General features: G+C 41.9%; 26 protein-coding genes. 12 read left to right on the top strand and 14 right to left on the bottom strand.

The genetic code is table 11. The features are described 5' to 3' along the window. Window positions 1–101 precede the first annotated feature (101 nt). Together rlmD and ACFOSV_RS10725 are read left to right on the top strand one after the other, a co-directional pair. Window positions 102–1508 carry a 23S rRNA (uracil(1939)-C(5))-methyltransferase RlmD gene (gene rlmD, locus ACFOSV_RS10730; RefSeq protein ID WP_377906014.1) on the top strand — a complete coding sequence of 469 codons (1407 nt, stop codon included), beginning with the start codon at window positions 102–104 and terminating at the stop codon, window positions 1506–1508. Next, window positions 1505–1882 (top strand): hypothetical protein, encoded by a 378-nt coding sequence (locus ACFOSV_RS10725; protein WP_377906013.1) that lies wholly within the window; start codon window positions 1505–1507, stop codon window positions 1880–1882. Before rlmD ends, ACFOSV_RS10725 begins: the two co-directional genes overlap by 4 nt. Window positions 1883–2082: 200 nt before the next feature. Here ACFOSV_RS10725 and thiL read toward each other — a convergent pair whose 3' ends face one another. Together thiL and mce are read right to left on the bottom strand one after the other, a co-directional pair. Continuing rightward, the gene (gene thiL / locus ACFOSV_RS10720; RefSeq protein ID WP_377906012.1) at window positions 2083–3114 is read right to left on the bottom strand and encodes a thiamine-phosphate kinase; all 1032 of its coding nucleotides are present in this window, start codon (window positions 3112–3114) and stop codon (window positions 2083–2085) included. 51 nt (window positions 3115–3165) lie between these two features. Next, window positions 3166–3567 (bottom strand): methylmalonyl-CoA epimerase, encoded by a 402-nt coding sequence (gene mce / locus ACFOSV_RS10715; RefSeq protein ID WP_377906011.1) that lies wholly within the window; start codon window positions 3565–3567, stop codon window positions 3166–3168. 86 nt (window positions 3568–3653) lie between these two features. Between mce and ACFOSV_RS10710 the strand changes: the two genes are divergently transcribed. From ACFOSV_RS10710 to ACFOSV_RS10695, 4 genes are all read left to right on the top strand, one after another. After that, complete coding sequence (locus ACFOSV_RS10710; protein WP_377906010.1) at window positions 3654–3980, top strand: HesB/IscA family protein; 327 nt, start codon at window positions 3654–3656, stop codon at window positions 3978–3980. A gap of 159 nt (window positions 3981–4139) precedes the next feature. After that, window positions 4140–5234 carry a glycine cleavage system aminomethyltransferase GcvT gene (gcvT, locus tag ACFOSV_RS10705; protein ID WP_377906009.1) on the top strand — a complete coding sequence of 365 codons (1095 nt, stop codon included), beginning with the start codon at window positions 4140–4142 and terminating at the stop codon, window positions 5232–5234. Further along, window positions 5231–5935 (top strand): 2-phosphosulfolactate phosphatase, encoded by a 705-nt coding sequence (locus tag ACFOSV_RS10700; protein ID WP_377906008.1) that lies wholly within the window; start codon window positions 5231–5233, stop codon window positions 5933–5935. Before gcvT ends, ACFOSV_RS10700 begins: the two co-directional genes overlap by 4 nt. Before the next feature lie 118 nt (window positions 5936–6053). Further along, window positions 6054–6290 (top strand): YdcH family protein, encoded by a 237-nt coding sequence (locus ACFOSV_RS10695; protein WP_377906007.1) that lies wholly within the window; start codon window positions 6054–6056, stop codon window positions 6288–6290. A 28-nt stretch (window positions 6291–6318) separates the two neighbouring features. On the opposite strand, the gene ACFOSV_RS10690 is transcribed toward ACFOSV_RS10695, so the two are convergent. After that, window positions 6319–6666, bottom strand: a complete 348-nt coding sequence (locus tag ACFOSV_RS10690; RefSeq protein WP_377906006.1) for a nucleotide pyrophosphohydrolase — start codon at window positions 6664–6666, stop codon at window positions 6319–6321. Window positions 6667–6669: 3 nt separating this feature from the next. Further along, window positions 6670–7938 (bottom strand): aminotransferase class V-fold PLP-dependent enzyme, encoded by a 1269-nt coding sequence (locus ACFOSV_RS10685; RefSeq protein WP_377906005.1) that lies wholly within the window; start codon window positions 7936–7938, stop codon window positions 6670–6672. 126 nt (window positions 7939–8064) lie between these two features. On the opposite strand from ACFOSV_RS10685, the gene ACFOSV_RS10680 reads away from it, so the two are divergent. From ACFOSV_RS10680 to ACFOSV_RS10670, 3 genes are read left to right on the top strand one after another with little or no spacing between them, the layout of a single operon-like run. Further along, window positions 8065–9573 (top strand): sulfatase family protein, encoded by a 1509-nt coding sequence (locus tag ACFOSV_RS10680; protein ID WP_377906004.1) that lies wholly within the window; start codon window positions 8065–8067, stop codon window positions 9571–9573. A gap of 33 nt (window positions 9574–9606) precedes the next feature. Next, window positions 9607–10644: a zinc-dependent alcohol dehydrogenase family protein gene (locus tag ACFOSV_RS10675; RefSeq protein ID WP_377906003.1), complete on the top strand. Its 1038-nt coding sequence runs from the start codon at window positions 9607–9609 to the stop codon at window positions 10642–10644. Between the two features lie 14 nt (window positions 10645–10658). Next, window positions 10659–11018, top strand: coding sequence for an iron chaperone (locus ACFOSV_RS10670; RefSeq protein ID WP_377906002.1), 360 nt, complete (start codon window positions 10659–10661; stop codon window positions 11016–11018). A 197-nt stretch (window positions 11019–11215) separates the two neighbouring features. Here ACFOSV_RS10670 and ACFOSV_RS10665 read toward each other — a convergent pair whose 3' ends face one another. From ACFOSV_RS10665 to ACFOSV_RS10640, 6 genes are read right to left on the bottom strand one after another with little or no spacing between them, the layout of a single operon-like run. Beyond that, a complete protein-coding gene (locus ACFOSV_RS10665; protein ID WP_377906001.1) occupies window positions 11216–12691 on the bottom strand; it encodes an ATP-binding cassette domain-containing protein in 1476 nt (491 codons plus the stop codon). A gap of 58 nt (window positions 12692–12749) precedes the next feature. Beyond that, window positions 12750–13202: a D-aminoacyl-tRNA deacylase gene (gene dtd, locus ACFOSV_RS10660; RefSeq protein ID WP_377906000.1), complete on the bottom strand. Its 453-nt coding sequence runs from the start codon at window positions 13200–13202 to the stop codon at window positions 12750–12752. Beyond that, window positions 13199–13921, bottom strand: a complete 723-nt coding sequence (locus tag ACFOSV_RS10655; protein WP_377905999.1) for an oxidoreductase — start codon at window positions 13919–13921, stop codon at window positions 13199–13201. Before ACFOSV_RS10655 ends, dtd begins: the two co-directional genes overlap by 4 nt. Further along, window positions 13918–14541: a thioredoxin family protein gene (locus tag ACFOSV_RS10650; RefSeq protein WP_377905998.1), complete on the bottom strand. Its 624-nt coding sequence runs from the start codon at window positions 14539–14541 to the stop codon at window positions 13918–13920. Before ACFOSV_RS10650 ends, ACFOSV_RS10655 begins: the two co-directional genes overlap by 4 nt. Window positions 14542–14571: 30 nt before the next feature. Then, entirely contained in the window at window positions 14572–14988 is a 417-nt protein-coding gene (locus ACFOSV_RS10645; RefSeq protein ID WP_377905997.1) for a YkvA family protein, read from the bottom strand. Next, a complete protein-coding gene (locus ACFOSV_RS10640) occupies window positions 14988–15509 on the bottom strand; it encodes a DUF7935 family protein (RefSeq protein WP_377905996.1) in 522 nt (173 codons plus the stop codon). The genes ACFOSV_RS10645 and ACFOSV_RS10640 overlap by 1 nt, the downstream gene beginning before the upstream one ends. A 112-nt stretch (window positions 15510–15621) precedes the next feature. Between ACFOSV_RS10640 and ACFOSV_RS10635 the strand changes: the two genes are divergently transcribed. Both ACFOSV_RS10635 and ACFOSV_RS10630 read left to right on the top strand, forming a co-directional pair. Beyond that, window positions 15622–15939: a HesB/IscA family protein gene (locus tag ACFOSV_RS10635; RefSeq protein WP_377905995.1), complete on the top strand. Its 318-nt coding sequence runs from the start codon at window positions 15622–15624 to the stop codon at window positions 15937–15939. 34 nt (window positions 15940–15973) lie between these two features. Next, the gene (locus ACFOSV_RS10630) at window positions 15974–16468 is read left to right on the top strand and encodes a DUF6265 family protein (protein ID WP_377905994.1); all 495 of its coding nucleotides are present in this window, start codon (window positions 15974–15976) and stop codon (window positions 16466–16468) included. Here the strand turns inward: ACFOSV_RS10630 and ACFOSV_RS10625 are convergent. Genes ACFOSV_RS10625 through ACFOSV_RS10610 form a run of 4 tightly spaced genes read right to left on the bottom strand, consistent with a single transcriptional unit; the run spans window position 16465 to window position 19188 of the window. Then, complete coding sequence (locus ACFOSV_RS10625; protein WP_377905993.1) at window positions 16465–16923, bottom strand: DUF4268 domain-containing protein; 459 nt, start codon at window positions 16921–16923, stop codon at window positions 16465–16467. The genes ACFOSV_RS10630 and ACFOSV_RS10625 overlap by 4 nt on opposite strands. 1 nt (window position 16924) lies before the next feature. After that, complete coding sequence (gene folB / locus ACFOSV_RS10620) at window positions 16925–17299, bottom strand: dihydroneopterin aldolase (protein ID WP_377905992.1); 375 nt, start codon at window positions 17297–17299, stop codon at window positions 16925–16927. Window positions 17300–17302: 3 nt separating this feature from the next. After that, window positions 17303–18280, bottom strand: a complete 978-nt coding sequence (locus tag ACFOSV_RS10615) for a DivIVA domain-containing protein (RefSeq protein WP_377905991.1) — start codon at window positions 18278–18280, stop codon at window positions 17303–17305. Next, a complete protein-coding gene (locus tag ACFOSV_RS10610; protein ID WP_377905990.1) occupies window positions 18277–19188 on the bottom strand; it encodes a WD40 repeat domain-containing protein in 912 nt (303 codons plus the stop codon). The genes ACFOSV_RS10615 and ACFOSV_RS10610 overlap by 4 nt, the downstream gene beginning before the upstream one ends. Window positions 19189–19231: 43 nt before the next feature. On the opposite strand from ACFOSV_RS10610, the gene ACFOSV_RS10605 reads away from it, so the two are divergent. Beyond that, the gene (locus ACFOSV_RS10605; RefSeq protein ID WP_377905989.1) at window positions 19232–19861 is read left to right on the top strand and encodes a 4'-phosphopantetheinyl transferase family protein; all 630 of its coding nucleotides are present in this window, start codon (window positions 19232–19234) and stop codon (window positions 19859–19861) included. The last annotated feature ends 3 nt before the right edge of the window (window positions 19862–19864 follow it).

Below are 19864 nucleotides of genomic sequence, written 5' to 3'. Positions count from 1 at the left end.
TTGATACTTTTTTAGATTTTATTCTCCGATCATTTCGAAAAGATTTAAGAGAAGGTGAAAACTCTCAATCCCTTTCTTCCTTTTTCCCTAATTTTGCGACCATGTCGCGAAAAATGAAAAATAAGGTCATCACCAACCTCAAAATCGAGAAAATAGCTACCGAAGGCAAATGCCTAGGCTATCATGACGAAAAGGTGGTATTTGTGTCTGGAGTAGCGCCAGGCGACGAGGTGGATGTACGGATTACCCGAGGTAAAAGCACCTTTATGGATGGCGAACCAGTAAAATTCCACAGCTATTCCAAGGACCGCATCGAGCCCTTTTGCTCACATTTTGGTACTTGTGGGGGATGCAAATGGCAGCATATCAATTATGACCTTCAAAAGTCCTACAAGCGGCAGCAGGTCGTGGATCAATTTCAGCGCATCGCCAAAGTGGAACTTCCAGAAGTCCTACCCATTTTAGGTTCTAGCGAAACTCAATACTATCGAAACAAGCTTGATTTTACCTTTTCTAACAAAAAATGGCTAACACTTGACCAAATTCGGTCAGAAGAAGACTTCGACAGAAATGCCCTTGGCTTTCATATCCCAAAAATGTTTGACAAGATCGTGGATGTGGACCACTGCTATCTTCAAGGAGGAATCTCCAACGACGTCAGAAATGAACTTCGCACCTTCGCCTTAGGTAACAAACTGAGCTTCTACGATATCAGAAATCAGGTTGGATTACTTCGAAACCTGATCATTCGTACGACCAGCACCGATGAAACGATGGTGATTGTCCAGTTCGGAGAACTTGACCAGGAGTCAATTGATCTGGTGATGAATTTTTTGAAGGAGAAATTTCCGTCAATTACTTCCTTGCTATATGTAATCAATACGAAAGGCAATGAGACCTTCCATGATTTGGACTTGGTGACTTTTGCCGGCAAAGCTTACATCGAGGAAGAAATGGAAGGCTTGAGGTTCCGAATTGGACCAAAGTCCTTTTACCAGACCAATTCCAAGCAAGCCTATGAATTGTATAAAGTGGCCCGGGAATTTGCAGACCTCAAAGGAGATGAAATCGTCTATGACTTGTACACAGGCACCGGTACCATAGCGAATTTCGTCGCGAAACAAGCCAAGCAAGTTATTGGAGTGGAATACGTGGAAGCGGCTATTGCTGACGCAAAAATCAATTCTCAAATCAACGCTATAGAAAACACCCTTTTCTATGCGGGAGATATGAAAGACATCCTCAATGAGGAATTTATCTCTAGCCATGCTGCTCCAGACGTGATCATTACTGATCCCCCACGGGCCGGAATGGACGAAAAGGTGGTGCAAATGCTCCTGAGACTAGAAGCTCCCACTATCGTTTATGTTTCTTGTAATCCTGCGACCCAAGCAAGAGACTTAGCCATTTTGGATGAAAAATATAAAGTAGAAAAGGTACAGCCCGTGGATATGTTTCCACAGACCTACCATGTAGAAAATGTAGTACGCCTAACCCTAAAAAAATGATTTCTGATTTTAATGATCCCGAACTAAGCGGAAAATATTTAGGAACTATCACCGCTGATTTTGTCAAAATCTCAGACGTTTTAAAGGAAGCTTCTTATCAGATTCGATCCAGGAAATTTTCAGATTATCCCATTTTTCCTATCTCAAAAGAGATTCAGCCTATAGGCAAAATCTTCCTCGGTAAAGAAGAAAAAGACCTCGATTGGAATTATTTCATTACCTACGTGGATGAGTTTGTACAGCGAAAATTAATCGCGGAAGAAAACCTCGAAGACTTCAAAAAAGCGTATAAGGATCCAGATGAATTCTGTTGTTTGTTTGTCATGGATGGCGCCTTCACGAGCTTTGTTTACGTTCCGTATCCGAACGATTAAACTTTCCAGGAGGCCATTAAAAAAGTCTCTAGTGATTATTTCACTAGAGACTTTTTAATTTGTGATAATCAATTAATTATTTCTTTTTATTTCAATTGAAAATTAATCTACTTTGGAACCCAAGATCAACCACTCCTTGATGGTTTCTTTAACGACTTAAAGGATATGAATTGAAATATCCTAGATCTAGAATCTTGGACTTAAAAATGTTTCCAACCCTGCGCCTTAATCTGTACAGCAGTTCCGCTTTTGGTGACTAGGTATTTCCCCTCTTCTGGCTTTGTGATGTGGCCAATGAAATGGATATCCGCATGCTTTTCAAGCTTAGGGAAATCCTCTTGGGAAATAGTGAAAAGCAATTCATAATCTTCTCCTCCATTGAGTACGCAAGTGATGGGATCAAGATTGAGTTCTACTGCGGTATCAAAGGTCTGCTTATCTATCGGTAATTTATCCTCATAGATAGTAGCTCCCACATTTGAGGCTTTACAAATGTGGAAAATCTCAGAGGCTAATCCGTCAGAAATATCCATCATGGAGGTAGGCTTCACACCTAGCTCCTTTAGCTCGTGGATAATATCCATTCGGGCGTCAGGTCTGAGCTGTCTACCTGTTACCAGCGTATACTTATCTAGCTCGGGTTTCATTTCAGGGTTTGCCAAAAATACCTGCTTTTCACGCTCAAGAATTTGTAAGCCCACCAAGGCCCCTCCAAGATCTCCAGTGACGCACAGAATATCATTTGCCTTGGCTCCGTCTCTATAGACCACCTCATCCTTTTTAGCTTCCCCAATAGCGGTAATGGAAATGACCAATCCTGATCGTGAGGCCGTAGTATCCCCACCTACCAAATCCACTCCATAATGTTCGCAGGCAGCATGAATTCCTTCATAAAGTGCTTCTACCGCCTCTACGGAAAATCGATTGGACAACCCAATGCTTACGGTGATCTGCTTGGGTACGGCATTCATTGCCGCTACATCAGAGATGTTTACTGCCACTGCCTTAAAACCCATATGAGGCAAAGGCATATACGATAGATCAAAATGCACTCCCTCAATTAAAAGATCGGTGGTTACTACTTTCACGTTTTCCGACCCTGCATCGATCACTGCCGCATCATCTCCTATCCCTTTTACCGAAGTGGCATTTTTAACTTTTACATTTTTATTCAAATGGTCAATCAGGCCAAACTCTCCTAAATTCCCAATTTCTGTTCTTTTCTCAGACATAATTTTGATTTACAAATTCAAAGTCACCCTTTAAAGGTCCATGGTGTGAGATCAAACTTTCTCTTGACACAATTCCACCAAAACGCCATTGGTGCTTTTCGGATGCAAAAATACCACTAATTTATTATCTGCACCTTCCTTGGGCGTTTCATTCAAAATTTCGAAACCTTCCCCCTTCAATCGCTTCACTTCGGCATGGATATCCTCTACATCAAAGGCGATGTGATGAACTCCTTCAGGCTTTTTATCTAAATATTTTGCGATTGGAGAGTCTGCATTGGTGGCTTGCAGTAATTCTATTTTGGCATCTCCCACCTGGAAAAAGGAGGTTTCAACTGATTCACCCTCGACTATTTCAGTCTTGAAGTGTTGCTTACCCAGTAGTTTGCAGAAAAGCTCGTTTGATTTATCCAAGTTGGCGACAGCAATTCCAATATGCTCAATTTTCCTCATCTCGAAAATTCTTATATTTGTTTGAATTATTTAGAGGGTCAGTCTGTTTTCCCTCTGACTGAATTTAGAATTTAATTTACAAAGATATGATAATCGTTTCCGACAAAGCCAAAGAGCGAATTTTGGAGCTAAAGAAAGAAGAAGGCCGGGCCGAAAATGAAAATATTCGAGTTTCCGTAAAAGGTGGCGGATGCTCAGGTCTAATGTATGACTTGGGATTCGATGCCACGCAAGCTGAGACTGACCATGTATTTGAGGACAAGGGTGTTAAAATACTGGTGGACCGAAAGAGCCTACTTTATCTCGCAGGCACAACCCTTGAATTTACAGATGGATTGAATGGTAAGGGTTTTCAATTCGTCAATCCCAACGCAAATCGAACCTGCGGTTGCGGGGAAAGTTTCTCCGTCTAAGTACACATAAAATCTTCAAACAGCCCTCGGGCTGTTTTTTTTTGCCGTAATGGCTCTGCCGACCAAACTTTAATCGAGAAATGTGATTTTACTTGAATGGATTCCTGAAAACGATAGGCAATCCTTACATTTGCCAGCAAATCTTAAAACCCATCTAAAATGGAAGAAAACATCAAACACATCCAACTCAATGATCTGCACATAGCCCTAGGCGGCAAAATGGTGCCTTTTGCTGGCTACAATATGCCGGTAAGATACAGCTCGGACAAGGAAGAGCACCTTTGTGTAAGAAATGGAGTCGGCGTCTTTGATGTATCGCACATGGGTGAATTTTTAGTGGAAGGCCCGGAGGCTTTGAACCTTATTCAAAAAGTGACTTCTAACGATGCCTCAAAGCTTGTGGATTACCAAGCTCAGTACTCTTGCTTCCCAAATGAAACCGGTGGAATCGTGGACGATTTGATCGTATACCGCTATTCTGAGGAGAAATACATGCTTGTAGTGAATGCCTCCAACATTGAAAAAGATTGGAATTGGGTGAATCAGCACAATACCATGGGAGCCAAATTGACTAACATTTCTGATGAGCTCTCACTCTTTGCGGTTCAAGGTCCTAAGGCTATCGAAGCCGTGCAGTCTTTGACTTCAGTAGATTTGTCCAGTGTTAAATTCTACCATTTCACAGTTGGTGATTTTGCTGGTAAGCAAGATGTGATCATTTCTGGAACGGGCTACACCGGTGCCGGAGGTTTTGAGATTTATGTGAAAAACGAAGATGCCGAGGAGGTCTGGAACGCCATTTTCGAAGCAGGAAAAGACTTTGATATTAAACCTATTGGTCTAGGAGCTAGAGATACCCTAAGAATGGAAATGGGCTATTGCTTGTATGGAAATGACATCACGGATACCACCTCGCCCATAGAAGCTGGTTTGGGTTGGATCACCAAATTCACCAAAGACTTTACAAACTCTGAAGCTTTAAAAGCCCAAAAAGAAGCTGGAGTGACTCGAAAATTGGTTGGCTTCATCATGCAGGAAAAAGGAATTCCTAGAGGTCATTACCCAATCGTAGATGCTGGTGGTGAATTAATCGGTGAGGTTACCTCCGGAACCATGTCCCCAAGCATGAACGTAGGAATCGGACTTGGCTATGTGAAAGTTGACTTTGCGAAGCCAGGATGCGAAATATTCGTTCAGGTGAGAAATAAAAATCTAAAGGCAATCGTCGAAAAACTCCCACTCTACAGAGGATGAGACAGGTTGAAATCTGCTTTAGTCCTGAGTTGATTCATCTCCACGACCTAGAAGGTAAAATTGTCGTTGTGGTGGATATCTTTCGAGCCACTTCTACGATGGTTGCTGCCCTAGCCAATGGCATCACAGAAATCAAAACTTTTGCGAGCCTAGAAGAGTGTCGAGATATGGGTAGTGAAGGCTATCTAATCGCAGGCGAACGAAATGGAGTTACTGCCGAGGGATTTCAATTAGGCAATTCTCCTGTGGCCTATCTCAATAACCAATATGCAGGTCAAAAACTTGCCATGACCACTACGAATGGCACCTTGGCAATTTCCAAATCTCAAGGAGCCTATGAAATCCTAATTGGAGCATTTCCTAATCTTTCAGCGACAGTTTCCTATTTACAATCTCGAGATCAAGATGTTTTGATCCACTGCGCAGGCTGGAAAGGACGTTTTAATCTAGAAGATTCTCTGTATGCAGGAGCTTTGGCAAAAAGCCTTGAAGCCACGCACACTTCTGAAGAAGATGGTGCGCTAGCTATGAAAGCACTTTTTGAAAAAGAAGGCCACAATCTCAAAGGTTTTTTATCCCAAGCTTCACATGCAAAAAGGCTTCAAAATCACAATATCGAGTCGGATATTGATTTCTGTCTAACATTGGATTTGTATCCATCTGTTGCGAAAGTGGAATCTGAAGTAGTGAAATGGATTTGACTCAGTACTTCCAAAGTTTCTGAGAAAAATTAATGTTTTTTTACTCCATCTGACTTTTGTCATATAATCTACAATGGTTTGGTAGTAGTATTGGTTCGAGAAACTAAATGATAAACCAATGATTAAAAAGCATAACCTAATTGAGGCATTTCCTGAATTTGAGGAAAAAATTCACTCCATGAAAGTGGATAATACTCACTTTAAAAAGCTCTATGAGCACTACGATGAGCTGGACCATGAAATCTATCGAATCGAGTCTGACGCCGAGCCAGCTTCGGATGAAACACTCAATCACAAAAGATCTGAGCGTGTTCGATTGAAAGATGAGATCTACAATTTTCTGAAAGAAAACTAAAACGAAACCCTGACTCTGTCAGGGTTTTTCATTTTAACTTTTCGTTGTTTTTGTGCCGATCCAGATCTCGAATATTTTTTTTCTCAAAGTTCTTTTGAAGTGCCTGAGTAAGGTCCACCCCGGTCTGATTTGCTAGGCAAATAAGCACCCAAAGCACATCAGCCATTTCATCTCCCAGATCTTTCCCCTTGTCGGACTCCTTGAAGGATTGCTCTCCGTAGGTTCTTGACATGATTCGTGCTAGCTCCCCTACTTCCTCCATCAGGATTGTCATATTGGTAAGTTCATTAAAGTAGCGCACGCCAACTGTTTTGATCCAGTGATCAACTTTTTCTTGGGCTTCTGCCAAGGTAATTTCTGTATTTTCCTGTTTCATAATTTAACTCAACTGGCTTTCCAAAGCCTTGATAAAATCATCGATTTCTTCCTTACTGTTATAAATATGCGTAGAAACGCGAATAGCGTTCACACCACTTTCAGGTACTTGACGAATCCGAAAGCTACTTTTGACTAGAGACTGAGCAACCACTTGGTAGTCTTTATTCTTGGGCTTGAAAGAAACCATCGCCACTCGAGATTCTGGTTCTTCCGGGGTCAAAAGACTCAATTCCAAACTCATTTCCTTAAGTCCCGCATAAAGATATTCATTCAATTCTCGGATCCTTTTTTCCACTCGTTCTTTTCCTATGGCCTCGTGAAAATCTGCAGCTGCTGCAGCACCTACATATTGAGGTCGGCTCTGCGTCCCATAGTCATAGCGATGTGCGGTGGGCGCATAGCCCTGAATGATGGGTGGATTAGTGGTGATATCCCATCCAGAATCAGAATACCCTCCAACATGAATTGCCTGCAATTGATCTAAAAGCTCTTCCCTCACATACAAAAACCCTGTGCCAATGGGTCCAAGCATCCATTTATGATAGCATCCGGCATAAAAATCACAACCCAAATCCTTCAAATCCAGATCAAAAATCCCTGCCCCATGGGCCCCATCAATTGCCGTGAATATCTCTTTAGCCTTGGCCCATTGAGAAATCTCTTTAATGGGAAATACCAATCCAGTGGTGCAAGTCACATGGGGCACGGCAATTACCTTGGTCTTTGATCCACATAGACTTTTGATTGCTTCAAAATTTTCTGACTGAGTGTTTCTCGGTTCGAAGGTCTTAATCACAATTCCATCCAACTTTGCTCGATTGAGCCAAGGAAGCCCATTACCCACATGTTCATGTGTGGTAAGAATCACCTCATCTCCAGCTTTGAGCGGTAGACCCCAAGTCATGATATTGATCCCTTCAGTAGTATTATGAGTAAGGCAAAGTTCAGAAGTTTTTACTCCGACAAAAGCCGCAAGTTTCTGCCGTTCGGCATTAAAATTCCCGTATTCTCCTGAGGTGTAGATTTGGTCAATACTGTCTTTCAAAGCCTCCACTACCACAGCTGGAGACGGTCCAAAAGTCCCATTATTCAAATAAACTCGATCCTGAGTCAGCGGGAACTCCTTTCGCAACTCCTTCCAAAAATCCTCTGGAGGAAGCGCAGAGTCTATCTTAAATTTAGTCCTTTCTATAGTCAAAAAATCAGGGGCCAAACTCGGTGCGATCATTCCAATACTTAATTTTTGAATAAACTGACGTCGATTTGACATGGGACTTTTGATGTGTACAGACCTTAAGCTAAACAAGAGATTTTTAAAATCCGATTTTCAAATTGAATTGTAAGGTGCCAATCCATCAAAATTTTGATTTAACTTAAAGACAGATCTACCAAACAAATGAAAACGACTACATTTTGTCTTTTTTTAATCTTTGGCTTTTTGGGTTTAGCTTTTATCAGTGAAGGGCAAAGCCAAAACCAACCCAACATCATTCTGCTTTTAGGAGATGACCATGGCTGGGATGAAACGGGATATAATGGGCATCCCTATTTAAAAACACCAGTCTTGGATGAACTTGCAAAAACAGGAGTGAGAATGAATCGCTTTTATTCGGCTTCGCCAGTTTGCTCTCCGACCCGTGGAAGTATTTTGACAGGCAGACATCCCAACCGTTACGGAACCTTCACTCCCGGCTTTTCTATCCGCCCTGAAGAGATTAGTATTGCTCAACTCCTGCAAAGCCAAGGGTATGCGACTGCCCATTTTGGAAAATGGCATGTGGGTCCTGTGAAAGCTTCCTCGCCTACCAATCCCGGTGCTCTTGGATTCGATGAGTGGCTTTCTCATGATAATTTCTTTGAAATGAACCCCGCGCTTTCTAGAAACGGTGCTGATCCAGAAATTTTTGAAGGAGAAAGCTCAGAGATTTTGGTAAGGGAAGCCAAAAAGTTCATCAAGCAATCCATAGCCGGAGGAAAGCCTTTTTTTGTGGTGATTTGGTATGGATCTCCGCATGAGCCCTATAGCGGCCTAGAAGAAGATCTGGGCCTTTACGAAGACCTTCCAGACACCTTTGCCACCAAAACGGTGCGACTCACCTCTAATGAAACAGGTTCACCTGTGGAAAGGCTTCAACGCGATGTCCTTCAAGAGCGATTTGCAGAGATCACCGCTATGGATCGAAGCATAGGCGAGTTAAGAGGTTTCCTAAAAGAAGAAAATCTACGATCGAACACGCTATTTTGGTATTTTGGGGATAATGGCACTCCTCGAGAAGCCAATGCTACGGTGCCTTTTCGTGAAGAAAAAGGGAGTATTTATGAAGGTGGTATTAGAGTTCCGAGCGTCTTGGAATGGCCCAATAAAATCGATGAATCATTAATTTTAGATGTAAATATGAATTCATCCGATGTCTTCCCCACTATTTGCGACATTCTTGAAATACCACTTCCTAATCGTCCAATCGATGGAATCAGCCTTTTGCCTTGGCTTGAAGGGGCAAGTACACCCAGGCCAAGGACTATGAAGTTTTGGAATGGTAGGCCCCAAAACCCTCAAACTGCAGCCACTTACATAGATCCCAAACTTCAAGAGGGTACTTCACCCCTGGTCAAGTTGATGAACGGAAAAGCGACCCGAGATTTTAGAAATTATATCCAAACTGAGATTATTCCTTCGGACTTTTTGGGAGCACGGGCTATCATAGACAACCAATACAAATTGGTGATTCAAGAGGACGATGAAGGTAGACCAGTATTGGAATTGTTTGATTTGAGCGTAGATCAGTCGGAGTCGAAAAATATCGTTAAAGATTATCCTGAGCTAGCGCAAAACCTGCAAGAAGAACTCCGAATCTGGCAGCAATCCGTTCTGGAAAGCTTAATCGGTAAGGATTATAAAAAATAAATTTTGATCACCCTTGTTTCAAATCCCCACTAAATGAAAGCAATTGTATATCATTCCTTCCAATCCATTCCGAGTATAGAAGACGTCAGAGAACCCGATCCCAAGCCAGATGGAGTCATTATCCAGGTGAAGGCCACGGGACTTTGCAGAAGTGATTGGCATGGCTGGATGGGTCATGATGAGGATATTGTTTTGCCCCATGTACCAGGACATGAATTTTCCGGCATCATCCAGGCTGTGGGCACTGAAGTAAAAAACTGGAAAATCGGTGATCGTGTGACCGTACCATTTGTGGCTGGCTGTGGGAAATGCCCAGAATGCGCATCAGGAAATCATCAGGTATGCGATGACCAATCACAACCCGGATTTACGCATTGGGGATCTTTTGCGGAATATGTATCCATAGATCGAGTAGATATCAATTTAGTGGAGCTTCCAGTGACGATGAATTTCCAAACAGCGGCAAGCTTGGGTTGCAGATTTGCGACTTCATTTCGAGCTGTAGTAGACCAAGGGAAAGTAACCGGCGGCCAGTGGGTAGCTATTCATGGATGCGGGGGTGTTGGCCTCTCAGCGATTATGATTGCAAATGCATTAGGAGCGCAGGTCATCGCAATTGATATTGATAAGGAAAAATTGGAATTAGCCAGAAAAATTGGAGCAGTTGCCACTATTGATGCCTCCAATTCGAATGTGGCAGAAGTGGTTCGTGAAATTTCCAAAGGTGGAGTCCATGTTTCGATAGATGCGCTTGGAAATCCTCAGACGCTTTTCAATTCTGTTTCTTGTCTACGAAAGCGCGGAAAACACATTCAGGTAGGTCTTTTGCTTGGTAATCAAAAAAATAGTGCTGTCCCCATGAATTTGGTCCTTTCGAACGAATTGGAAATCTTAGGAAGTCATGGCATGCAATCCCATCGCTATCCTGAGATGATTCAAATGATCACGGCAGGAAGAATGAACCCGGAATTATTAATTGGCAGATCCATAACTCTGGAAGATGCTGCAACCGCATTAATGGAAATGAATAAATTTCATGACACAGGAGTTACGATAATAGATCAATTTTAGATAAAGAAAACCTAATGAATCCCAAAGCATCATCTGTGGCAGAATACTTTAGCTGGCAAACGGAGACCATACAGGAAAAACTTCAATCTATCCGTGAGACAATTGCAGCAGTAGTCCCGAATGCGAAGGAGGTAATCAGTTATCACATGCCCGCATTCAAGACTTCAGAGGTTTTGGTCTACTATGCTGTAATGAAAAAACATATCGGGTTTTACCCCCATCCCGAAGCAATCGTTGCCTTCAAAAAGGAATTAGAACCCTATAAAACCTCCAAAGGCGCAATTCAATTTCCTTTGGATCAGCCTATACCTTTGGACTTGATTAGGGATATCACAATTTTCAGAAGAGAACAGGTAAAGGCGAAAAAGGAATAGAAAATCAACTCAAAAAAAATAAAAGGCATTTCTTTCAAACAGAACTTAAAAGAGTATCAGCCTCCTTTAACAAACTGAAAGCGAATTCTTTCTGGGAATTTTAAGCATTTAAATCAGACCTGAAAAATATTTTTATTGCCTAAAAAACAAGATAGCTTATCGCATCAAGATCAACGTCCAAGTAGTTCCTCTTTGAACTATCCTAAATCCAAAACACGATCTACCATCTCAGGCACATCCGAATCATAATGACTCACATAAATCAAGGTCAAGTCAGTCTCCCTACAAATTGCGTCGATGGTTTCTTTAAAAACACCCCTTTGCCGATCATCTAGACCTTGAGAAGCTTCGTCTAAAATCAATAATTTGGGTCTTTTGATTAAAGCTCTGGCAAGCAAGGTCCATCGCTGTTGATCTGCTGCAAGTCGCTGAATGGGCACATTGGATACTGATTGCAAAGCAAAAAGTCTTATCCAACGATCGGCCAAATTTTCTTGTTCGCTGGTGACTTTTTTGAAAAGCCCCATGGTATCAAACAAACCCGATAGAATCACCTTTCTGCATGTTTGATTGGTTGGAAAAAAACGAGCCAGCTCTGGAGCTACAAAACCTGTTGGCCTTTTGATATCCCAGATACTTTCCCCGGAGCCTCTCTTTCGCCCAAAAAGCCAAATATCATTGGCATAGGCCTGAGGGTTTTCTCCGATCAATAAAGAAATCAAGGTGGATTTTCCAGATCCGTTTTTCCCTTTGATTTGCCATTGCTCACCTGAATTCACTTCCCAGGAAAGATCTTTCAGGATTTGCTTATCCCCGTATTTGATATTGACATTTAAAAGACGAATCACTTGAACCGAATCATTTACTTCAGCTTTGCTGAGGCTTATCAGTTCGTCTTGATCAAATGGAAAATTGATCCCTTCCTGTTCTAGTTTATTAAACTCCTGAATCTTGAAAGCTTCAAGTCCATCTTTCGAGAGCTTGCCGACATGCGTCACTCCAGATGGAATTTCCTCTGGGGAGCAAGTTAAAATCACATGAACCCCAGCCGTAGTAATTTCTTCCAAAAACACACCAAAATTCATCCTGCTCTGCACATCCAGCCCCGTAGTAGGCTGATCCATCAAGAAGATCAAAGGCTGTCGCAAAAGCCCAAGTGCCAAGGCTAGGCGTCTCGTTTCCCCATTTGATAATTTCAAAATAGACTGGTTAAGCAAACTTTCGAGATTTAGGAGTTTGCTTACCTTTTCTAAGGTCCAAAATCCATCTTGATTCGACGAATTAGACGCTAAATACTCCCTAACGCTTAGAGCTTCATCGACTTCTGAAGAATTGAAACGCTGCTGGAAATAGAAATTTTGAAGATTGGACTTATTTCTGAATTGGTATTCTTGGGATACATGGGAAATCAAATCCTGAGGGCTATGAGCTACTCCTAGCTCATTCATTTTTCCCAAATACTTCTGAGCAAAAGGAAAGCTGATTTGACCTTTCCGCAAAATTGTCTTGCCACGTAAAGTCTGAAGAAACCCAGTTTGTTCTTCTCCAGAGGGGGAAATGATAGCCCAAGTTTCTCCTCTTCGGATTTCAAAATTCAGGTTTTCTAAAATCGATTTACCCATAGCCGTACTACTGGCTTGGTGGATAGAAATCAATACATCTGGTGCTGACAAAGGGCTAAAAATTTTGGATAGGTTATCCAAATTAAGAAATAAAATGACACTCGAGAGCTTAAACTCTATTCTTTGAATCTATCAAAATGGTCACAGGACCATCATTGATCAGGGCAACTTTCATATCCGCTCCAAATTCTCCGGTACCCACTTTTTTCCCTAAAAGAAGCTCAACTTTAGAAATGAAATTCTCATAAATTGGAACTGCAATTTCGGGTTTAGCAGCTTTGATATAAGAAGGCCTGTTGCCTTTTTTGGTGCTCGCATGAAGTGTGAATTGAGAAATCAATAAAGCATCCCCCCAAATCTCCAACAAAGAGCGGTTCATCACTCCATTTTCATCCGGGAAAATCCGAAGGTTTACCAATTTATTTGCAAGCCAATCTATGTCCTCCTGCTCATCAGAATCTTCAATCCCCACTAATACCAAGAGACCCTCACCTATTTCAGATTTACGGATGCCCTCAATCGTGACTGAGGCTTCACTAACCCTTTGAACGACTAATTTCATGTGGTAAGATCTTGCATTTGACCAGAATTGATAATTTCTACACCCTTTGCTTTCCCAGTATCCAGAGCTTTTTGCACCATTGCTTTAGCTACTTGATAATCATAGATTGGACGGATATTTTTTAAGACCTTAAGCCAAACCAATGGCTTCATCAGCACAGTGGCCACTTGCTCTCCAAAGCGAAATTCCTTTCTCTCTCCAAGCAAAAGTGATGGTCGAAAAATCCCCAAATAATCAAAATTCAAATCTTTAAGTCCATCTTCCGCTTGTCCTTTTACCTGATTGTAAAAAACTCCCGAATTCGAATCAGCTCCCAAAGCAGATACATAGCAAAATTGGTTTCCACCAATAGATTTCACCCAAGAAGCGATGGCCAAAACCATATCTTGATCAATGGATTTGAATTTTTCTTTGGACCCCGCCTTTCCGATTGTAGTACCAAGAGAACAAAAAGAATCAATCTGACAATCACCAGACTCTAACTTAGATCTCAAGTCTTGGTGTTCTCCACCCAGGTCTTTTTCAACGATCATTTCTCCCAAATTCCAATCTGAAACCTTTAGCAAATCCCCTTTGAGCTGAATCAACTTTGCGTGCTTCAAAGCAAGCTCACGTCGCCCTATGCTGATGATGTAATCGTAGGAAGGGTTTTTTAACAGCTGATGCAAAAGCTGCATCCCGATTAAACCGGACGTACCAGATAGAATGGCAATTCTCATTTAGAAAGATAAGTTGAAATCAAGGTTTGGAATTCTTTAGCCAAACTACGGTTTTTATCCTTGGCATACCAAAGATGTGTTCCGGTGGCGAAATCAGCACTGCTCACACCCTGTGGATCCAATTTGTACTGGCGTAGCCGCTCTTGAAGAAACTCAGGCCTTGGCCCCCAAGTAAAAAACTCCTCAGATAAATCTTCATTCAATGCTATAAGCTTTGGTATAGACCTTCCTCCGTTGGTAAGATATTGATCCATGATTTCTATATTCTCATCTCTCAAGATATACCTAACCTCTACGAAATCTGAAAGGTCTGCCAGTTTTTGAATAAAGGGAATATTTTGCGCAGCATCTCCACACCAGCCTTCCGTTATGATTAACCAAACCTGTTTTTCTTGGATTTGAGCTACCAACTCTTCTAATTCAGAAGGTATTTTGGTGGTTTTGTCCCAACGATCCATACGGCGGTTATTCATCGCAGTGTAGTCTAAATATGCCTCCGAATGATTGGTTCCTGTCGTTTTTTTCTCTAAAAGTAAACGATCTATAAGTGCTCGATACTCCGAATATGTAAATGCATTTTCAATCACCTTAGGGGTGATCGTCTGATAATCCGTGTTCATGAATTGGTCAAGTTTTGGGGTTAACAGCCCCTACTCCTTAGAAGTTCTCTCCCACTCCAAAAATTCCTCAATTTGGTCTTTCAGACGAGCAAAAATGGCCAAAACTACAGAGGCATCATCAGCAAAACCAAAAACTCCTAAAAAATCAGGAATAATATCAATAGGTGAAATAAAGTATACCATTCCCAAGATGATGAATATTAGAGTACTTGTGGCAATTGAATATTCACCCGCATAATGCGCTTTGATCATTCGTGTGAATACAGCCAGAGGCATTACCAATTTCTGGATTCGCGGATCTCGAGCCATCTTGCCGATTTTCTGTCCCACTTGCCCCAAAAGCTCTTGCAATTTTTTGGGTTGAGCAGCTATTCGTTCAGCTTGCTTTCCAAAAAGCTCCTTCGCTTTTTCGAGCATATTAGTACTCTTGCTTTTCAAGGTCATCATCAAAAATATAATTGAATTTCAGATTTCACTTTCCGTAGCGCAAAAGCTATTGCATCACTTTTCCGATCTAGTGAAATGGCAAAAATATGCTTTGCCAAATCCAGACCACTCGCATCGTTTTCGACCTGCTGGCGACTTTGATTTAATATGGTGATCACATCTTCAACTGCCATTTTCACGGCCTCCCAAGTTTCCTCCGAAAAGTAAACCTGCTGACTGAAGTTATGACTAAATTCCTCTCGAACTTCATGGACCAATTGTCCATAAAGCGCCCCTGCGGTAACTTCTGAAGTATTTACACGTCGCACCAGATTGTTTGGTGTAATTCTCTCCAGGAGCAAACACAATCGCTCGCCCGCCTGAAGCCTTACAGGCAGAATGATTTGAGTATTTTGAGTCTTCAGATCCACCAGCATTTTTTCTCTTTCTTTAGAAAGAAAAGAGACAACGATCAAATACATTCCGTAAAGGACGATTCCAGCGGGTAAGATTATGATTAATATGTCGTAGAGGTACTTCATTGCTATTGTTAATAAACGAATATCTGCATTAAATTCGGCCAATAATAGCCATTTGAATTAATAAATTGCCAAGTACTACGAACCAAATCCCTGCCAAATTGATTTCAAACGCATGATTATTCCCATAAAAATAACCGAAAAGGCAGAAGCTGAAATTCGGAACATCATGGAAAACAAAAATATTCCCACAGACTATTTCTTACGTGTTGGAGTAAAGGGTGGTGGATGCGGTGGAATGTCTTATGCTTTGGGGTTTGACAAGCCAAAGCAGGAGGATCAGAAATTTGAAATTCGAGGAATCCCCGTTTTGATTGAAAAGCGACACTACATGTTTTTGATGGGAATGCAAATTGATTTTTTTGAAGGAGATGAGGCCAGAGGCTTCACTTTTGTAAATGCCGACCTGCCAAAGAGGCATGATCAAGAATAATTCATTATTTTCATAGCTTTCAACCCACCTAGCTATGAAAACCTCCCTTATCTCTTTGTGCATTTTCTTCATATTTAACCTAGGGCAAGCTCAGGTCAAAAAACTAGAAGAAGGACAAAACCCCGGAATTGGAAACTTAGATGAGCTCGAGTGGTTGGTTGGGTATTGGGAAGGTGAGGTTTTTGGAGGAGATGCCGAGGAGGTTTGGATGCCGGCTGTAGACGGCCACATGATTGGAACATTTCGCTTTTGGTCTGAAGGCAAATTGGTTTTTTCTGAATTCATGAACCTTGTCCAGGAAGGCGATTCATTTACCCTAAAGCTCAGACACTATAATCCAGACTTGAGCGCCTGGGAGGAAGAGGGAGAATGGACGGAGTTTAGGTTGGTTGAAACCGGACCAAATTCAGTTTGGTTTGATGGACTTACGATGATTCGAAAGGGTGATGTGATTCAGCTTCATTTGGCTCTGACCGAAAACGGCAAAGAGATGACGGAATCCTTTACCTATCAAAAAGGGCAGTTTTAAAATTCTTCAAATCCCGGCTTGACCAAATCCCAAAACTCATCTAACGCTATAATTCTAGGCTTCAAAAAGGAGATAATTTCTGGCCAGGTCCCTTCATCCAATACATTCACGCCAGTGATTACTTTTTCGATTCTAGATACGGGTTGGCCTACTTCATTGGGAGAAAGTAACTTCCAGTCCCAATTCTCCTGAGTTGAGCTCTCTAAGATTTTTTTTAGCTGCCCGAAGTGATCAAAATACAATTCCTGAAGTTCTGGATCTGAATGCCCCAATTCTATCCCCACTGAGGCAAAATCTCGCTCAGCTTTCATCCGGAAATAAATGTCTTTGACTCCAGTTCTGTAGTTTGGCCAATTAATGCGTCTTCCCTGAGCATTGGGCACTGGCTTCATATACTGCCCAAATGCCACCCAAAATTTCTTTCGAATCGCGCTGATTTCAGCCTGAGTATACATGCTAGCTGTCCTTCTGAAAATCTTCAGGGTATTTGACCGTGACGGCAGAAAACTTCACCAAGCCCCCAAGTGCTGGATGATGCTTTTTCAGGGTCAAAGTCACACTTTCCGTTTGGGGATAGGCGCTCAAAATGTCTTTGATAATCAGATAGCCCAGACGCTCTAGAAGTTTCACCCGAACATCCATTCTAGCTTTGATCAGCGCATACAACTTTCCGTAGTCTACGGTCTCTTGGAGGAGATCTTCAGACATAGCCTTAAAAAAATCAGTCGTAAGCTCCAGATCTAGCGTGAAGCGATTTCCCAGAATCTCTTCTTCTGGGAAAGCTCCATGGTAGGCGTGAAATTCTATTCCTTCGAGAGAGACTTTTCCCATGATTTAAAGTTGATCAAAAAAAGAAGCCGAGGGATCAGAGTCTTTTTTATCGTCTTTTGGAGGAGTGGTGGTCTTTTTGACTGATTCTTCTGACTCCGATATATCTTCCTCTACTTCCGCTTCCTGCTCTTCAGTGTAGACTTGGGCTTTGGGTTCTTCCACTTCCCTATTTTCAGCCTCAGATTCGTCTTCAGACTGATCCTCTTCATCTGCAAGTACCTCTTCCTCCTTTTCATCGAGTGTCACTTCTTGTTCCTCTGAGCTCGACACTTCATCCTCTACAGTCTCAATTTGCTGATCTAAAATCTCCTTTTCTTCCTGATCCACCTCCTCTTCATTCGGTACGAGGTTTTCGAGGTTCGCAAAAGTAAAGGCATTGGAGCGACTTAAATCTTCAATTGCCCTTTTATAGGCCTTCGCATCTAGACGAGAAAAATGGGCTTCTGAAAGATCAATTTGATTTAAAGAATCTTGGGTGATACGACGGAGGCTCTTGACAAGGGCTTCTCTTTGCTCAACGAGTCCTTCGTAGGATCGAACCAAGTCACCCATACTTTCTCGAAGCTCAATGATGGTGTCTTGAGCCTTCTTTTCTGCAGCTCCAATAAGTTGATCGGATTGCTTTTGAGCCTTGGCAAGCGCCGATTGGTAGAGTTCATTGGCTTGAGCGGTACTTTTTTCGGCGAGTTGATTGGCTTCAGCAATAATCTGATCTGCAGCCTCATTAGCCTCTTCAATAATCATCGCACCAGTATCTTCAGCCGTTTTTAACGTTTTAAAGAGGGAGTCCTCCACGTCTTTCAGACGCTTAGCTTCCATCTCGGTATTTTGAAGTTTGGACTTCAGCTCAATATTTTCTTTGTGGAGCTGATCTACGATTTCGGCTATTTCTACTAAAAAATCTGAAACTTCCTTTTTTTCATAGCCTCTAAAGCTGGTTTCAAAAGTTTTTTGCCTGATGGCGGTTGGGGTGATTTTCATATAAGAATCGGTTCTATTTGCCAGATCGATATGGAACGATCATCAGACACAGCAATCAGCTGTCCTGTGTAACTACTCCAGATCACTTTATTGATAGAGGTGCCATGGCCAGCACTTCTTGCTTTATCCAAGACTTTCTTGAGTTTGCGCTCTTCAAAATCCCAAACCTTAATAGACTTGTCCATGGAGCAGGTGGCCAGATACTTACCATTTTCCGTGAAATATAGATAATTAATGGCATACATATGTGCCACAATATCTTCATCCAATGTGTAATTTGTGGTGTTCCAGATTTTCAAATGTGCGTCACGTGAACCGCTGGCCAGAAAACTTTCATCTGGGCTATACGCTAAACCAAACACGGAGTTACTGTGACCCGTGAGATTGGTAATTGGTCTGAAATCATTTGCAAGGTCCAAAACCTTGATGGTATGATCACTCAATCCTATAGCCAGATGCCTTTTCTTGGGAGCGATGGACATGACTCGAACGCTCTTGGAGCTCAGCTTAATATGCTTTTTGATCGAGCGCTCGGCGATATCCAAAATCACCAGAACACCGTCCCCTGTTCCCGCATAGACTTCATTTCCAAAAACCTTGATATCAAAGATGGCTTGATCGGTGATTTTCAAAGACCAAATCTCCTTGTTTTCATTCAGGTCGATAACATGGATACCTTCAAAATTATGCCCAATAAACAAGAGGTTTCGCTCCTTGTCCACTTCAAGAGCATAGACCGAATGGTCTAGTTTTGCGATCAATTTACCATCTTTTGGTTGATCCAAATCCCATTCCACTACCATTCCATCGCCTGCCCCAGTATAAAAATAACGGGGATCGCTCCCCTCACACAGTGCATAGATGCAGTCATTATGTCCCGTTAGCGTATGTAATTTGTTTACTTGCATTTTTGGTTATCTTCGAAACTGACTGTAATTTTTACTCTAGCCTATGCAGACAAAAATAGAAAAAATTGACGCTTCGTCGGCCTTAGCCACTAAGATTATTGGAGAAGAATTGCCCGAATCGTTAAGTTTTTTGAGTTTTCGTGAAAAGCTGTCCATGGCAAATATTTCGCACCCTAAGAAAAAACAGGAGTGGATTTCATCACGTCTGGCCATTTATCAGGCCTTAGACTGTCTAGGCCTGCCTTATCCCGGATTTTACAAAGATAAGCACGGAAAAAGCCAAAGCATGAATGGAGAGGGGCATGTTTCGCTCTCACATACCTTGGGCTTGGCAGCAGCTATTTATCATACCGACAAATCCGTTGGTCTTGATCTTGAACCCATTCGGGAAAAAGTAGTACGGATTGGTCCTCGTTTTTTGAGCAAGTCAGAATTAGATTTTTTGGAGGAGAATCCTCATCATTATACCATGGCCTGGTCGGCCAAAGAGTCTATTTTCAAGTGCCAAGGCAAACGGGGAGTTTCCTTTCGGGAAAACATCCTGCTTGACCCTTTTGATATAAATTCTGAGAAAATCACAGGCAAAATTGTGGGCCTTCCTAACGAAAAACACACCTACACCATTCAGGTTTCCAAAATGGAAAACCTAATTTTAACCTATACTATTTGGTAAATG

The sequence above is a fragment of the Algoriphagus namhaensis genome (assembly GCF_042649705.1).
Lineage (GTDB): Bacteria > Bacteroidota > Bacteroidia > Cytophagales > Cyclobacteriaceae > Algoriphagus > Algoriphagus namhaensis.
The sequence above is the reverse complement of the archived record's forward strand: the minus strand, read 5'-3'. Positions and strand labels throughout refer to the sequence as shown.